Here is a 13240-nt window from a genome sequence, read left to right on the forward strand (position 1 = left end):
TTATCTTGGACCTAAGAACCGATCCCCGTTCAAATGTATCATATGATCGGGCATATCTGCGATCCAAACTTCTGTTTCCCAAGCAAGTGCCTCAGAAAATTTTTTGAAGGTCTTAAAATCCAGAAAAGCTGTAATATAGATCTTCCCAGCGGTTACGCCGGTGGTCATTTCTTCGATCTCTTTGATTCGTTTCGGCTCCATCGGCCCAACAGATGTCACCGACTCTATAAAATACAGCCAGTTCTTCTCCTCTGAGTAGAGGACCACATCTGGCATCTTATCATGTAATGTAATAGTAAATCCCAGTTCGCTAAGTTTGTCCTCGTTCTTTACCAAATCCTTTTCAATGGTATCGCCGACATAGAGACATTCCGAATTTGGAGCAAAGCGTGGTGCAAATTCCTCGATAATTGCTTTTTGGAGTTGATTATGATCGCCTGGAGAAAAAGTGAAATCTTCACCGTTGATTTTCACGGGCATTTTACGTCTGACACGCTTAGAAGCATATAGCTGAACAAGCGTGTCGTGATTAGTTTGAAAAGAAGTAAGCTTGGTTTCCCACCGATCTGTACCAAAACTCTGTACCAACTTCAGCATTTCATCTGTCAACCGATAGCGGTAATTTGGGCTATTGGTGGCCTTGCCATTATCCTCGATGAAAGCCGCATTTCTAAAATGGTGCATAGCCTGTTTTCTGAAGGTTTCGCGACTATTTTCTGCATAAGTAGTCCCATAGTTGTTATTCGAAAAAGCAATTACATCGTGAATACGAATCCATTCGTTCGTCGCATCTTGCCACGGAGTTTCCTCAACAAGTCCCGCCATGGCAAGCAAAACACAACAGCACATGGCATTTTGCTGCTTTGCCGGGACTTGCAAGGCATTTAAGATTTCTTTTGCTTCATCTATTCTACTCATACATAACCCCTCAAAATTCTGTCACAAACCGGTTCCGACATATCGTGTGCAGCAATCAGCTCTTTCCCCATGGCCTCAATGACATCCATAGATGGAACCGGCATAGAGTTCACCTCAGTCGAATTGACCTGCGTTGAACCATTCAAGATCCTATAATAGCAGTCATACAAGGTGGAATTAAACAAGACATAAAGCCCGTACACAACACATTCCGAAAGATCACGCATCCCATCGATAAAATTTATCTTGTTTTGTGTACTGATCTGGGAATACTCAGGATGCTTTTTTGCCAGATAAATACCACATTGAAGCCGCCTATGTTCTTCTTTTGCTGTAAATCGTTTGACAAAAAGATAGTTCTTATTTGGTTGTAATAGCCCCCTCTGCTCAGTAACCAGGTACTCGTGTTCCTTCCCTACAGGAAAAACCACTTTGCCATTTTGTATGTGCTGAGAATAGAACAATGGAACAGCCTGATCTTCAGCTGTATCTCTCAGTGCTTCTCTGTTTCGGAAATCAACTGTAAGGCCAGTTTTCATTTTTAGACCAATACTTGGCAGGGTGTTTTCCCACTTGTTCAAACTATTAAGTGTCTCTACTTCCTCAGCATTTGTTACCAGATATACATAGGAATCTGGTCCGTTGATAACAGCAGAGTACGGAGCCTCAAAAATGGTCTTTTTTGAAAAGTCCGCATTGCTTTGGGTCGTAGTAAGGGTAACAGTTTTTGGCTTTGAACGCGTTTTTCGCAGCTTAATAATAATAGTTTCCTGCAGTACACTCTCTTTTTCAAAGACTTTATCGCGACTAACAAATAAGTGGATATGTTCCAAAGCACCTTCGCTTAAAAACTTCTGACGAAATCTTTTGAAATACGCGCCAGAAGTCCAGGAGCGCGGAATAATATAAACCATTTCTCCCCCATCTCTCAGGTTAAACATACTCATAGACGCAAAGAGAAAATAGAGATTGGGAGCACCATAACAAACATCTGGCATGGCTAAGGCTTCTGGGGCATCCTTTGCTATTTTCATATAAGGAGGATTTCCGATTACAAAATCAAATTTTTCAGGTTCCAAATTCGCCCCTAACATCAGATTATAGTCAGCCATTTGGCTTAAAATATAGTTTTCAGAAACGATTTTAAAGGATATTTTCTTTTGGGATTGACTACACGCTATCTTCAGATTAGAGCGTAACAATTCAATTACATTTGGGTCATTCTCATAGCAAACCAATCTAATCTCTTCTATTGCTGTAAAGCTTTGTAAGCGTTCCAATAGTGCAATCGAAAGAATCCCAGAGCCAGCACCAGGATCAAGGATAGAAAGTGTCTGGCATTCATTAGGAATTTCAAATAGCCCAGCCATAAAAGCTGCAGTTTCTTTGCTTGTAAAGAACTGGCCATATTTTTTGCGCTGGCTTTTCGGCATATGGTCAATATATTCTATTGTTGCATTAATTGCAAAATCAAGCATGCTCATGATTCGTAAACTCCATAATTTCATCGATGCCGCAGTCTAAAGCCACACAAATTTTATATAGGCTTTCCATTGATACAAATTCATTTTTCCCCATCTTTGCTAAGACATTAAAGCTAATGCCCGCAGCATCCTTTAAGTCCGAGCGTTTCATCTTTTTGTCGATGAGAATTTTCCAAAGTTTATCATAAGATACCGGCATTGCTACTTCTCCATTCATGTGTGGATGAGTAATTATATCATAAAGCACACGATACCTCAAGATAGCCTCACGAAAACATGAGTTTGTTTTTAGCAGCGACTTGTCCCAATACGATTGGTGGATTGCAAAAATAAGTTCCAACCCTGAATACGGATATATTCCAAATATCAGCAGTTGTTTTTTACTATTTGAGCAGTCGGGGGGTCAGATCAATATCGTTTATGAGGATTTCCTGAGTGCCGAGAGAGGGCAGGATACCCTTCGCTCGGATGTGATGCCGAACCGTGAGGGGCATCTGTGTATCGGCACCGGGCTGCTGACCGACTTTGTGACAGCCGCCTATCTCAGGTGGAAGCGGCAGGTGGATGCGGTCCTTCTGTGGGAACGCCGAACCAAGCCTACAAGCAGAATGCCTGGGCAACTTTTCGAGGGCTGCCCAGGCTGATTTTATATTTCGTCTTCCCATACACAACGAGCGCCCGTTTTCCTGGTCCGACAGGAGAATGAGCGCTCGTTTATATCATTTTGCAGTTCTATTGAGAACCTCCACGCCAGTTCAAAGCCAGCCATAAAACTGTCGAGGGAGGTCTGTTCTGTGATATAGTTTTGGGCGTCGATAATCCGCAGCACCAGTTTTCGTTCCGGCTTTTCCAACGCTGCGATCAACGCTTTGTGGCACTCATCCACTTCGTTCTCCTGTTCGTCAAGCTCCGGGCGGACATAAAAGTAATCATACAGATCTTTGAGCAGTTTGTTTTCCACCGTCATCATCTCCTTGCGATCCAAACATATACCACACCTTCCGCAGAATATCTATCAGAATTTCAGAAGATTATCCAGAATATTTGCCGCTTCCCTAAGATCTTCCCTGGATGCTTCATTGGGCTTGCTTTCGCTTTTGGCGGCAGTTTGGGCCAGGTATGGTGCATAATTCTGCCGCGTCATTGCGGTCCTGAAGTGGCCCAGCATCTGAGAAACCTCTTTCGCGTCCATTCCATTTTGCAGAGACAGGACGGCGCAGGTGTGCCGGAGGTCTGCGAATCGAACGTGATCCAGCCCGGCCTCTTTGATGATCTCATTGTGCAGCCGGCGCACCATCTGGGGTGAGTAGGGCCTCTGGGTGGCCGGGTGCATGAACATGAGCGGACTTCCTGGGTGTTTAGCGTGTTCCAGGCGCAGGAGTTCAACCGCTTCCGGGGTCAGACTGACAATCCTGGTGCTGCCTTCGTACTCCACCAGCTCCCGCCGTTCCACCGAGCGTTTCTCAGTGATGGTCAGCGTCCGCTCCTTCGTGTCCAGGTCGCTCCACTTCAGGGCAATCAGTTCGCCTTGCCGAAGTCCTGCTGTCAGCGCCAACAGGAACATGGAGAGGTGACCCAGCCGCTCTGCCGCGTCCAGATAGTCCTCCACTTCTGATGCCGTCAGCACATTGGCGCTGACCTTCTTGGGTTTTGGATAGTGAAATGCGCGGGCGGGATTATCCGTTATCAGGCCATCCCGCATCGCCTGGTCCAGGCATTGCTGGAGCAGCCGGTGGATGTGCCGCATGGTATGTTCCCCCAGCCCTGGGTATTCAGGGCTTTCCGGGCGATGACCGCCAAAGCGCCTTCGTTCCTCCAGGAAATCTCCCACCTGCTCCACGGTCAATTCAGAGAGCTGGATCTCCCCAAGTCCGGGGAGAATGTGGTTCTTGAAGATGTAGCCATGAGCTGCGTATGTGGTCGGACGGCTTTGGTTCTTGTCGTAGACCTCCTGCCAGCGGAGAATATAGTTTTTCAGCTTCATATTCCCACCTCCATGCACTGGCGCTGCAGGTTCCGGAAGGCCACCCACGGAAGCCCCGCTTGTTTCATAATCCGCTTGTGCAGGTAGTAGAACTCGTGGAGTTGATACGGTGCTCCGGTCTTGGGGTTGAGGAACACATAGCAGCCGGTTTCAGGTATGTGTTCCAGAAGATGCTCCGTCTTGCTATTAAGGGTCAGTAGCCGCTGTCCCTTGAGAATATATCGGCAGCGGATATGAAAATCGGCCCACGACAAGGTGATGAGTTCACATTGCCGCAGGCCGCTGGAGAGTCCTGTGTAGATGAGAGGAAGTGCGCCAAGCCGTTCTGCCGTGTTCAGGTACCGCTGGAGCTGCCCCAGGCGCAAAGGGGCTGTTTTATATGCTTCTGCTTGTGGCTCCCGGCAGAGCCGTACCGGGTTGTAGGGGATACGCTGGTCGCGGGCCGCTTCGTCCATGCAGCGCCGCAGGAGCAGATGGATGCACCAGACACTTCTGGCGCTGAGTCCCTGGCTCCGCAGGCTGTCATAGAAGCTGGTGACGGTGTCTTCGGTCAGTTGCGCCAGCGGGACGCCCCCGATTCCAGGGAGAATGTGGCGGTAGATCAGGTTGCGGTATCCGCCCACGGTACTGCCTCTCCATCTACCCTGATTCTCACAGAACCAGCAGTCACACAACTGGCCTACCGTGAAGTTAGGTTCTTTCTGCATATCGTCGCCTCCTTTTGGCAAACGAACAATACCACAGAAAGAAGGAAATAGCCACTACTTTATCGCCATGCGTATCCCCCTGTTGTCTTTGGTGCAGCGGCATGGTAGAATGAAATAACTTTGGGGAGACAGTCATTAATTTGTGTGGAGATGGGCTGCGCTCAGACTACTGGTGGGAAGGGCTTTATTCTTTGTTTATGCGGCGCAATTCCTGCGCCGCTCCTCTGCGGTAATTTGCTCTGCCATTGTCCCTCAAACTGGGCGGAACATCTTTTAATACACAGAATCCAATCCCACACAAATCCCAAAAGACGAAAGGGTTTCTTGAAACAAGCAGGGCAAAAGAGTTTTAAAGAGGAACTGCCCAAGCAGAGGAAAGGGCCAAAGAGGGCGGTAAAGTGCCGGCTGAAGGTTCCGACAAACATTTGGGAGCAAGATGCCGGGAGTTCGAGTCTCCCCACTCGGACCAAAAACCGCCTCAAAACTGATGTTTTGAGGCGGTTTTCATAACTTTTCAAACAATAATTTGTTTAACGTTCTGCACAAATATGGTCTCAAATGTGGTCAACTCACTTTTGCGGATCTGTTTTGAATTTTCGTTGTAGACATAGTTTTTGGTCCGCCTTCGCCACGATTCGTTCTGAAAAGAAGCAAAGGCAAACTGCACAATTTTTGAAATATGGGGTCATGACCACCTGTTCACAATCAGTTCACGCGGCCGCAACCTTATCTTTGAATCTTGCGTCGCAAAATCTGATAGGCTTGGCTGCACTTTCCCGGCCTTGTCCCTCTCGGCGAGGCCGTGTATAATGGCAGTGGAAAACAGTGAAAGAAACGAGTAAGGAGCAGTGCCATGCGGATCCTTATGCTGGGCAACAGCTTTATCTCCACCAATAATATGCCTCAGATGCTCTCTGAGCTGACCGGGGCGGAGGTGGTCTACCACACCCGGGGCGGGGCGCGGCTGTCGGAGCAGCTGAATCCCAACACCAGGCTGGGCAGTCAGACCCAGGCGGCGCTCCGAAACGAGCAGTGGGACTATGTGGTGCTCCAGGAGATGAGCCACGGCCCCATCACCGCCCCCAAGAGCTTCTTTTCCAGCGTGGAGCAGCTTTGCCGGCAGATTCGGGCAAACGGGGCAGTCCCCATTTTGTTCGCCACCTGGACCTACCAGAAGGGCGGGGCCAAGCTGACGGACAAGGGCTGGGACTACGACGAGATGGCCCAAAAGCTGTCCGAGGCCTACCACAAAGCGGCACTGGAAAATAACGCCCTGATCGCCGATGTGGGCCGACGGTTTTACGAGTGGTCCGATCCCCAGGACCTCTATGCTGCCGATGGCGTTCATCCCAGTGAGCTGGGCTCTCATATTGCGGCGGAGACCATTGCGGCAGTGATCCAGCAGCACGAAAAGGAGGCGCAGTAATATGCCAAACACCACAAAGCAGGCTCTGGAGGAATCCCTGAAGCATATGCTGCTGAAAAAGCCCCTGGACAAGATTACCATCCGGGACATCACCGAGGACTGCGGCATCAGCCGCATGGCCTTCTACTACCACTTCCAGGACATCTACGACCTGGTGGAGTGGGCCTGCATCGAGGACGCGTCCAAGGCCCTCCAGGGGAAGAAGACCTACGAGACCTGGCAGGAGGGGCTTTTGCAGATCTTTGAGGCGGTGCTGGAAAACAAGCCCTTCATCCTCAACGCCTACCGCTGTATCAGCCGGGAGCAGATGGAGCGGTTCCTCTACCAGCTGACCTATGGCCTGATCCGGGGCGTGGTGGAAGAGCAGAGCCGGGGGACGGCCATCTCTGAGGAGGATAAGTCCTTTATTGCGGAATTTTACAAGTACAGTTTTGTAGGGGTTATGCTGGACTGGATTCGCCAAGGAATGACCGACGATCCCCAGGTGTTGACGGGAAAGATCAGCGCCGCCATGCGGGGCAGTATCGCCAACGCCATCCGAAATTTTTCGAAAACAGAATAAGAGCCGCTTTACAATCCGGGCCCGATGATTAGTTTTTGATCATCGGGCCCGGATTGTAAATAGAAGAAATGCTTTGCAGGGAGTAAAATCAAGCCATCAAAATGAATCCGGCCCGCAGAAGCGGCAGGATCGGAAAGGCGGTATCTGACATGGATAAGAAATTGGGAGCACTGACTGCAGCGGCGGCTGTAGCTGGAGCGGGCGCGGCGGTAGTCCTGGCAAAGAAGGGGGCGGGCGGCCAAAAGGCGGTGGAGAAGTCCGGGCCTGAAACCTGCGCTTCGGCCTCCTATCGGAATACGGAGCTGGGGAACCATGAGAAAAACCGCAAGGGCATCTATTATACCAACGGCAACTATGAGGCCTTTGCCCGGCCGGAGAAGCCGGAGGGCGTGGAGAACAAGAGCGCCTACATTGTGGGCAGCGGCCTGGCGGCCCTGGCGGCGGCCTGCTTCCTGGTGCGGGACGGGCAGATGCCCGGGGACCGCATCCACATCCTGGAGGCCATGGACGTGGCCGGCGGTGCCTGCGACGGCATCTTCGACCCCAGCCGGGGCTATGTGATGCGGGGCGGCCGGGAGATGGAGGACCACTTTGAGTGCCTGTGGGACCTGTTCCGCTCCATCCCCTCTTTGGAGAAGCCGGGGGCCTCGGTGTTGGATGAGTTCTACTGGCTCAACAAGCACGACCCCAACTACTCCCTGTGCCGGGCAACGGTGGACCGGGGCCGGGACGCCCGCACCGACGGGAAGTTCAACCTGAGCCAGAAGGGCTGCATGGAGATCATGAAGCTCTTCATGACCCCGGACGAGGACCTGTACGACAAGACCATCGAGGACGTCTTTGACGACGAGGTGTTCTCCTCCACCTTCTGGCTGTACTGGCGGACCATGTTCGCCTTTGAGAACTGGCACAGCGCCCTGGAGATGAAGCTCTACTTCCAGCGCTTCATTCACCACATCGCGGGACTCCCCGACTTCAGCGCCTTGAAATTTACCCGGTACAACCAGTACGAGTCCCTGATCCTGCCCATGCAGAAGTACCTGGAGGAGGCCGGGGTGGACTTCCGTTTCGGCACCGAGGTCACCAACGTGATCTTCGACATCCGGGACGGCAGAAAGACGGCCACCGCCATCGAGTGCCGGGTCAACGGCGCGGAGCAGGGCATTGTCCTCACGGAGAACGACCTGGTGTTTGTCACCAACGGCTCCTGCACCGAGGGGACCATCTACGGCGACCAGGACCACGCCCCCAACGGGGACGCGGAGGTGCGCACCAGCGGCTGCTGGAGCTTGTGGAAGAACATCGCCAAGCAGGATTCCGCCTTTGGACGGCCGGAGAAGTTCTGCTCCGACATCTCCAAGACCAACTGGGAGTCGGCCACCATCACCACTTTGGACGACAAGATCCTCCCCTATATCACCAACATCTGCAAGCGGGACCCCCGCACCGGGAAGGTGGTCACCGGCGGTATCGTCAGCTGTCAGGACTCCAAGTGGCTGCTGAGCTGGACCATCAACCGCCAGGGGCAGTTCAAGGAGCAGGAGCCGGAGAAGGTGTGCGTCTGGGTGTACGGCCTCTTTACCGACGTACCCGGCGACTATGTGAAAAAGCCCATGAAGGAGTGTACCGGAAAGGAGATCACCCAGGAGTGGCTCTACCACATCGGCGTGCCGGTGGAGCAGATCCCGGACCTGGCTGCCCACAGCGCCGTGTGCGTGCCCACCATGATGCCCTACATCACCGCCTTTTTCATGCCCCGGACCAGGGGAGACCGGCCCGATGTGATCCCCGACGGCTGCGTGAACTTCGCCTTCCTGGGCCAGTTCGCCGACACCCCCCGGGACACCGTGTTCACCACCGAGTACTCCGTGCGCACCGCCATGGAGGCCGTCTACGGCCTGCTGGGGGTGGACCGGGGGGTGCCCGAGGTGTGGGGCAGCGTGTACGACATCCGGGAGCTGCTGCACAGCACCGTCTGCTTGATGGACGGCAGGTCCCCGCTGGAGGTCTCGTTGCCCGGTCCTCTGGAGCTGCTGAAAAAGCCCCTGCTGAAGGCGGTCCGGGGGACCGTCATCGAAAAGGTCCTGCGGGATCAGGACGTGCTTCGGGACGGCATGTGACCGTTGGGTTCTGCCATTCTGCGTCCTGAAAACCGAGGAGACGACCGTTACCCAGAATACTTTCATCCCTAACCGGGGCCTCCTTCTCAAAGATTATCGCCCGTCATGAGATTGAAAACATTGATATAATGACAAATGAAAGAGGATCGTATCGAGTTATGATACGATCCTCCTCTATTTCAGATTCCCCACCCCCAGTATCCCCCGCATCATCTCATACCACTTGGCCGCTGTGTGCCTTGTCACCCCGGCGCCTCGGGCGATGGCCCGGAAGCTGGTCACGTCGGGGTGGAACTTCATGTACGTCCCAAATTGCAAACCTCCGCACAAATCACTTGCCACAGCGCGCAAGCAGTTGTATAATTTTCATTGAAAAGTAGTATGATAAATCTGTAAAGTTTTCAGTGAGGTGTGGCGCTATGGAGATCAAACGGGACCGCTATCTGAACAAGCTCATATCCTTCATGTGGGATGGACAAGTGAAGGTCATCACTGGCATCCGCCGCTGCGGAAAGTCCTACCTCCTCCGCAATCTGTTCCGCACTTATCTGTTAGGGGAGGGCGTTCCGGCAGATCACATTCTCTCCTTTGAGTTGGATCTGACCCGTGATATTCGGTACCGGAACCCGCTGGAGCTTGCAAATCGTGTCCGGGAGATCGTTGAAAACCAGAGGGAGCAATTCTATCTTTTCGTAGACGAGATCCAGATGTCGGACGAAGTACCGAATCCCTATAACCCGGACGGGAAGAAGATCACCTTCTACGATGCGCTCAACGATTTGAAGTCCCTGTCCAATCTGGACATCTATGTGACCGGAAGCAACTCCCGGATGCTCTCCTCAGACATCCTCACCGAGTTCCGGGGGCGCAGCGATGAGATCCGGGTGCATCCGCTCAGTTTTGCGGAGTATTACTCCGCTGTGGGCGGGGACAAGGAGGACGCATTTGAAAACTACGCCTTCTACGGCGGAATGCCGCTGATTTTGTCCCGCCCCAGTGACGCGGCGAAAATGCAGTACTTGAGTTCTCTCTTCTCTGAAGTTTATTTGAAGGACATTGTGGAGCGCAAGAAGGTCAAACGGGAGGATGTGCTTTCGGATATTCTGGACCTGCTCTGCTCCTCAGTGGGGTCGCTGACCAACCCCACCAGGGTGGCGGATACCATCAACTCCAAGCAGAAGCGGAGCGGTGAGAATACGGTTTCCCCCAACACTGTGAAAGCGTATATGGATCACTTGGCGGACGCGTTCCTTTTTACTGAGTGTAAGCGCTGGGATGTCAAGGGGAAAAACTATTTCGATTACCCCAACAAATATTACTGTGAGGACATCGGCCTGCGGAATGCCCGCATCGGTTTCCGCCAGCAGGAGATGACCCACATCATGGAGAACATCCTTTTCAATGAGCTGATGGTGCGGGAGTGCGCAGTGGACATTGGGATCGTGTACAGCTATGAGCGAAACGCCAAAGGAAAACTGACCCCGGTAGCACGGGAGATCGACTTCATTGCTGCTTCCGGCGGAAAAAAGACTTATATCCAGTCCGCCTACGCTCTTGGGACGGAGGAAAAGTCTGTCACGGAAAACAAACCGCTCTCCCTGACGGGGGACTCTTTTCCGAAGATCATCGTCCGGCACGACATCCGGAAACGTTGGTACGATGACAACGGCGTTCTGAATATTGGAGTCTTGGACTTCCTGCTGGACGATACATTGGTCTGAGCAACGGATCATCTGGATCACAGGAAGAGGCTGGTATCAAAGTGTGATACCAGCCTCTTCCACATTTTACGCCGCCCGCCCCAGCATTCCCTGCATCATCGCATACCACTTCGCCGCCGTGTGCCTCGTCACCCCGGCGCCTTTGGCGATGGCCCGATAGCTGGTCACGTCGGGGTGGAATTTCATGTACGTCCAGATCTTCTTCTGAGTTTTGGTCAGCTTATCCGGCGGAGTGATGCCCCGTGCCCGGTCCCGCAGGGCCTGCCGCTCCGCATTCATCTGCTGGATCAGCACCTTCAGCTTTTCCTCGCACGCCTCCCGGGTGTGGGCGTAGACGCATTTGGAATGCTTGGTGCCGTCCGGCCAGGTGGGGGAGTAGCGTCCCTCAAACAGGTGGTCATTGATCTGAGAGATGCACCCGGTGCCGGGCTTCCGGGTTTTTCTCAGCACCGGCTGGAAGTCTGCGGCCGGGTTTTGCTCTGCCTGAGCAGGATTCTCCAGCACCTCGTTGCCCAGTCCCCGGTCGATTTTCGCCGCCGCCTCGCTCTGCATATCCCCGGTGACATGGGTGTAGATGTCCAGGGTGGTGGCCGCCGACACATGGCCCAGCATAGCGGAGAGGGTCTTCACATCCATGCCGTTCTCCAAGGACAGGGTGGCAAACGTGTGCCGTAAATCGTGAAATCTGATCCTCTTACATCCGGCCCGCTCCAGAATGATCTGGAGCCGCCGGCGCACCGCTCCCGGCGTCATGGGCACGTCCTCTTTGACTGGCGAGGGGAACATCCACCGGGAGTCCACCGTCTCCCGATAGTGCCGCAGCACCTCTACTACGCCGGGCGGCAGGACCAGCCTGCGGATGGAGGCGCGGGTCTTGGGGACGCTCACCTGGAGCTGTCCCCGCACCTCGTAGACCTGCTTGTTCACCGTCAGGGTCCCGGTCTTGAAGTCCAGGTCGTCCCACTGGAGCGCCAGCAGTTCTCCCCGCCGCAGGCCAGTGCACAGATCCAGGAGAAACAGCTCGAAATAACCTTCCGCCTGTGCCTGGATGAGGAACCGCTGGAGCTCTTCCCGGCCCAGCACCTGCATCTCCCGGCCCCGCTTGGGAGGCAGCTTGCAGCCCACCGCCGGATTGGTGCGGATCAGCTCCTCCTGCGCCGCCTTCTCCAGAGCGGACCGGCAGGCGGCGTGGAGGCCGCGCACCATGGAGTCGGACAGCCCCTTGCCGAACTGCTCTGTGCGGATGAGCCGCCCGCCCGTTTTCATCCGGGCATAGAACTGCTGGAGGTCCTTCTGGGCCAGCTGGTTCAGGGGGATCTTCCCCAGCTCCGGGATGATGTGCTGATAGATCTTCGCCTCGTAGTTGGCCTGGGTGGTGGGGCGGATCTGGGGCTTCACATAGTTCTGATACCAGAAGTCCAGCCACTCCCCGAAGGGCATCTCCGGCCGGACCTTCTCCGTTTTGGAGCCGGTTACCGTCTCCCGGAGCTGCTTCAGTTTTTCCTGACACTCCCGTTTCGTCTTAGCCAGGACGTTCTTTGTCCTGGGCAGGCCCTTCTCGTCGTAGCCGATGACCACCCGGCCCTCCCAGCGGCCGTCTTTCCGCTGGCGGACGGAGCCCTCGCCCTTTTTCCGCCGCTTACCCATGGCGGGCACCTCCTTCCGGCCTGTCTCTCTGCCACGGTTTCAGGTCTTTCCCCAGGAGATTTTCCAGAAAGCCGCCCACGATGTGGCTGGCCTCCTGCTGCATATCCGGCGTCACATGGGTGTAGGTGTCCAGGGTGAAGCTGGCGTTGGTGTGGCCCAGGATGCCGGACAAGGTCTTGGCGTCCACGCCGCTGGTGAGGGCGTGGGTGGCAAAGGTATGCCTTAAATCGTGAAATCGGATCGCAGGAAGCCCTGCCTCTCTTAAGATCCGCTTCATCCAGTAGTAGGCGGCACTGGGCCGCACCGGTTTCTCCGGAGCCAGCGGTTCCGGGAAGATCCACTGACTGACGGCGTGCTTCCTCCGCTCCTTCAGCCGCTGGACGGTGCTGGGCGGCAGGCGGATGGTCCGCCGCCCTTGGCTGGTCTTCGTCTCGCCGATCTCCAGCTCCCCGGCCTTGGGGACATTCACGGACCGAAGGATCTTCAGCGTCCCGGCCTTCTCGTCGAAGTCCTGCCACATGAGGCCGCAGATCTCGCCCCGACGGAGACCGGTGGTCAGCTCCGTGTAGAAGAAGTCACGCCAGATCTCGTTGCGGTCCACCGCCGCCAGGAAGATGTCCATCTGCTCCTTTGTGAGGATCTGTTTGGGACGATGGTTGGCCTTGGGCACC

Annotated in this window: 14 protein-coding genes; 5 read left to right on the forward strand and 9 right to left on the reverse strand. The window is 54.0% G+C overall.

Annotated features, from left to right (window positions below):
• Genes ACLTXB_RS02790 through ACLTXB_RS02800 form a run of 3 tightly spaced genes read right to left on the reverse strand, consistent with a single transcriptional unit; the run spans position 1 to position 2601 of the window.
• Positions 1-918, reverse strand: a complete 918-nt coding sequence (locus ACLTXB_RS02790; RefSeq protein WP_412260969.1) for a BsuBI/PstI family type II restriction endonuclease — start codon at positions 916-918, stop codon at positions 1-3.
• Positions 915-2402: an Eco57I restriction-modification methylase domain-containing protein gene (locus ACLTXB_RS02795; RefSeq protein ID WP_412260971.1), complete on the reverse strand. Its 1488-nt coding sequence runs from the start codon at positions 2400-2402 to the stop codon at positions 915-917. Before ACLTXB_RS02795 ends, ACLTXB_RS02790 begins: the two co-directional genes overlap by 4 nt.
• A complete protein-coding gene (locus ACLTXB_RS02800) occupies positions 2389-2601 on the reverse strand; it encodes a helix-turn-helix domain-containing protein (protein WP_297202301.1) in 213 nt (70 codons plus the stop codon). The genes ACLTXB_RS02795 and ACLTXB_RS02800 overlap by 14 nt, the downstream gene beginning before the upstream one ends.
• Before the next feature lie 100 nt (positions 2602-2701).
• Here ACLTXB_RS02800 and ACLTXB_RS02805 point away from each other — a divergent pair, with 100 nt between their 5' ends.
• Entirely contained in the window at positions 2702-3046 is a 345-nt protein-coding gene (locus tag ACLTXB_RS02805) for a hypothetical protein (protein ID WP_428226092.1), read from the forward strand.
• A 2-nt stretch (positions 3047-3048) separates the two neighbouring features.
• On the opposite strand, the gene ACLTXB_RS02810 is transcribed toward ACLTXB_RS02805, so the two are convergent.
• The 3 genes from ACLTXB_RS02810 to ACLTXB_RS02820 are packed head-to-tail and all read right to left on the reverse strand — an operon-like array spanning position 3049 to position 5093.
• Positions 3049-3369, reverse strand: coding sequence for a DUF6809 family protein (locus ACLTXB_RS02810; protein ID WP_412261107.1), 321 nt, complete (start codon positions 3367-3369; stop codon positions 3049-3051).
• 48 nt (positions 3370-3417) lie between these two features.
• Complete coding sequence (locus ACLTXB_RS02815; RefSeq protein WP_412260973.1) at positions 3418-4386, reverse strand: tyrosine-type recombinase/integrase; 969 nt, start codon at positions 4384-4386, stop codon at positions 3418-3420.
• Positions 4383-5093, reverse strand: coding sequence for a tyrosine-type recombinase/integrase (locus tag ACLTXB_RS02820; RefSeq protein WP_412260975.1), 711 nt, complete (start codon positions 5091-5093; stop codon positions 4383-4385). Before ACLTXB_RS02820 ends, ACLTXB_RS02815 begins: the two co-directional genes overlap by 4 nt.
• Positions 5094-5946: 853 nt before the next feature.
• Between ACLTXB_RS02820 and ACLTXB_RS02825 the strand changes: the two genes are divergently transcribed.
• The 3 genes from ACLTXB_RS02825 (at position 5947) to ACLTXB_RS02835 (ending at position 9201) form a co-directional block, all read left to right on the forward strand.
• Positions 5947-6519, forward strand: a complete 573-nt coding sequence (locus ACLTXB_RS02825) for an SGNH/GDSL hydrolase family protein (RefSeq protein ID WP_287555479.1) — start codon at positions 5947-5949, stop codon at positions 6517-6519.
• Between the two features lies 1 nt (position 6520).
• Complete coding sequence (locus ACLTXB_RS02830; protein ID WP_287555478.1) at positions 6521-7081, forward strand: TetR/AcrR family transcriptional regulator; 561 nt, start codon at positions 6521-6523, stop codon at positions 7079-7081.
• Between the two features lie 149 nt (positions 7082-7230).
• Positions 7231-9201, forward strand: coding sequence for an oleate hydratase (locus ACLTXB_RS02835; protein ID WP_412260978.1), 1971 nt, complete (start codon positions 7231-7233; stop codon positions 9199-9201).
• 174 nt (positions 9202-9375) lie between these two features.
• Here the strand turns inward: ACLTXB_RS02835 and ACLTXB_RS02840 are convergent, their stop codons facing one another.
• Entirely contained in the window at positions 9376-9519 is a 144-nt protein-coding gene (locus ACLTXB_RS02840; protein WP_172724577.1) for a hypothetical protein, read from the reverse strand.
• A gap of 101 nt (positions 9520-9620) precedes the next feature.
• Between ACLTXB_RS02840 and ACLTXB_RS02845 the strand changes: the two genes are divergently transcribed.
• Positions 9621-10922 (forward strand): ATP-binding protein, encoded by a 1302-nt coding sequence (locus tag ACLTXB_RS02845; RefSeq protein ID WP_412260980.1) that lies wholly within the window; start codon positions 9621-9623, stop codon positions 10920-10922.
• Positions 10923-10988: 66 nt separating this feature from the next.
• On the opposite strand, the gene ACLTXB_RS02850 is transcribed toward ACLTXB_RS02845, so the two are convergent.
• Both ACLTXB_RS02850 and ACLTXB_RS02855 read right to left on the reverse strand, forming a co-directional pair.
• The gene (locus ACLTXB_RS02850; protein ID WP_412260982.1) at positions 10989-12569 is read right to left on the reverse strand and encodes a tyrosine-type recombinase/integrase; all 1581 of its coding nucleotides are present in this window, start codon (positions 12567-12569) and stop codon (positions 10989-10991) included.
• Positions 12562-13240 (reverse strand): site-specific integrase (locus ACLTXB_RS02855; RefSeq protein ID WP_428226093.1); only part of this gene is annotated, 679 nt, incomplete at its 5' end. The genes ACLTXB_RS02850 and ACLTXB_RS02855, both read right to left, overlap by 8 nt.

This window comes from Flintibacter sp. (genome assembly GCF_046973065.1).